The organism is Nitrobacter sp. 62-13, from assembly GCF_001896955.1.
In the GTDB taxonomy this organism is placed as follows: domain Bacteria; phylum Pseudomonadota; class Alphaproteobacteria; order Rhizobiales; family Xanthobacteraceae; genus Nitrobacter.
In genome coordinates, this window is record NZ_MKRN01000019.1 from 32291 (window position 1) to 34692 (window position 2402).

At 65.9% G+C, this 2402-nt stretch carries 2 protein-coding genes and 1 pseudogene (1 of these 3 cut by a window edge); all 3 read left to right on the forward strand.

From position 1 onward, the window contains the following. A pseudogene (locus tag BGN91_RS03120) lies at window positions 1–549 on the forward strand (caspase family protein) (it extends 905 nt beyond the left edge of the window). 106 nt (window positions 550–655) lie between these two features. Beyond that, window positions 656–1540 (forward strand): efflux RND transporter periplasmic adaptor subunit, encoded by an 885-nt coding sequence (locus BGN91_RS03125; protein WP_292610494.1) that lies wholly within the window; start codon window positions 656–658, stop codon window positions 1538–1540. After that, a partial coding sequence (locus BGN91_RS03130; protein WP_292610490.1) for an efflux RND transporter permease subunit occupies window positions 1540–2402 on the forward strand: 863 nt, incomplete at its 3' end. The genes BGN91_RS03125 and BGN91_RS03130, both read left to right, overlap by 1 nt.

Genomic DNA, 2402 nt, shown 5'->3' on the forward strand with positions numbered 1-2402 from the left:
GCCCCGCCATCGGCGCCGACGCAGGATAACGCGAAGACCGCGCTCGCGCTGGCCGACGATCCGACGATCAAATCGCTCACCTCCACAATCTCCGCCAATCCAAAAGACGCCAACGCACTGTACCGGCGCGGGCAGGTCTATGCCAGCAGAGGCGCCTACGCTCCCGCCATCAAGGATTTCGATGCGGCGATCCGGCTCAATCCGAAGGACGCCGAGGCCTACAACAATCGCTGCTGGACCCGGACCGTGATCGGCGAATTGCAACCCGCCCGGCGCGACTGCGACGAGGCGCTGAGGCTACGGCCGGGATTCGTCGACGCGCTGGACAGCCGCGGCCTGCTCAACCTCAAGAGCGGCGCGAACAAGAACGCGATCGCGGACTTCGACGCCGCGCTCAAGATCAACCCGAGACTGACCTCATCGCTTTACGGAAGAGGCCTCGCCCGACAGCGCAGCGGCGCCGTTGCCGAGGGAAATCTGGATATCGCCAATGCCAAGGCGATGGACCCCGACATCGAGAAGGAATTCGCCGGTTACGGCGTGCGCTGAGGCTTTGGTTCGGTCATGAACCATCATCCGTTGCGGTCCGCAGCCTGCCATGAAAGAAACTGCAAGGTGAGGCAAATTTCGGATTCCGGATATGGGCTTGCGAAGCATGCGTGAGGTCGCGACCGGCCTGTTGTTCGGCGTGCTGGCGGCGGCGACCGGTGTCGTGAGTGCGTCGCGCGCCGCGGACGACAGCGGCCTCTCCGGCGGCGCGCCCGTGACCGTGGCCCGTGCGGCCAATGCCTGCTTTTCCGACCTGGTCCGAGTGACCGGCTTCGCTGTCCCGCGCCGGGAAGCGGTCGTCATCCCTGACCAGGAAGGCTCGCACGTGACCGACGTGCTGGTGCGCGAAGACGACATGGTCACGATGAACCAGGAACTGGCTCGGCTGACGCCGCCTCCCGGCAAAACGGGACCGGTCGTCCTGCGCGCCCCGGCGGCCGGCCTCGTGACCGAGGTTCGCACCGCCGTCGGAGCGCCGGCCTCGCCGCAGGCTCCGCCGATGTTTCGGATCGCGGTCAACAACGAGATCGAACTGGATGCCGAGGTGCCCTCGATCCATGTGCTCAAGCTCAATCCCGGCGCGAGCGCACGCATTAGCCGGGAGGACGGGCCCGACCTGGTCGGACGTGTCCGCCTGGTGTCGCCCGAGATCGACCGCAAGACCCAGATGGGTCACGTCCGGCTGTCGCTGAACACCGACCGGACCTTGAGGATCGGAATGTTTGCCCGCGTCAGCATCGACGCCAGGCGCAGTTGCGGCGTGGCCGTTCCCCGCTCCGCGATCGATCATCTGACGGTTCAGGTGGTGAACGGAGACATCGTGGAGACGCGGCGCGTTCGCACCGGATTGACGTCCGACACCGCAGTCGAAATCCTCGAGGGTTTGAAAGTCGGAGAAATCGTCGTGGCCGACGCCGGCACGTCGCTGCATGACGGCGACCGGGTCAAGGCCATGTTCGCCGATGATCTCGATCGATCGCGAGCCCGTTGATGACCATCAATGTTTCAGCCTGGTCGATCCGGCACCCGCTTCCGTCCGTCGTCTTTTCGATAATCCTGCTGTTGCTGGGCTGGGTCAGCTTCACCAGGCTCGCGATCACGCGATTGCCGAGCGCGGACATTCCCGTTATTTCCGTCGCCGTTTCACAATTCGGCGCAGCGCCGGCCGAACTCGAGGCGCAGGTCACCAAGACCGTCGAGGACGGCGTTTCCGGCGTCGAAGGCGTCCGGCATATTTCGTCCTCGATCACCGACGGCCTATCGGTGACCACGATCCAGTTCGCGCTGGAGACCAATACCGACCGGGCGCTGAACGACGTCAAGGACGCCGTGACGCGCATCCGCGCCAATCTCCCGCAAAACGTCAACGAGCCGCTGATCCAGCGCGTCGACGTCATCGGACTGCCGATCGTCACCTACGCTGCGATCTCGCCGGGCAAGACGCCCGAGCAACTGTCGTATTTCGTCGACGACGTGGTCAAGCGCGCGCTGCAGGGCGTGCGCGGCGTCGCGCAGGTCGAGCGCATCGGCGGCGTCGAGCGCGAAATCCTGGTGTCCCTCGATCCGGATCGCCTGCGGGCCGCGGGTCTGACGGCGGTCGACGTCAACCAGCGCCTGCGCGGCACCAATGTCGACGTCGCCGGGGGACGGGCGGAGATCGGACAAAGCGATCAGGTCATCCGGACCCTCGCAAGCGCCAAGACCATCAGCGAGCTGGCGGGAACGATGATCTCGCTGCCGGCCGGCGGCGAACTGCGGCTCGATGATCTCGGCACGGTGACCGACACCATCGCCGACCGCCGGACCTTCGCCCGCTTCAACGGCGAGCCCGTGGTCGCGCTCGGCATCAAGCG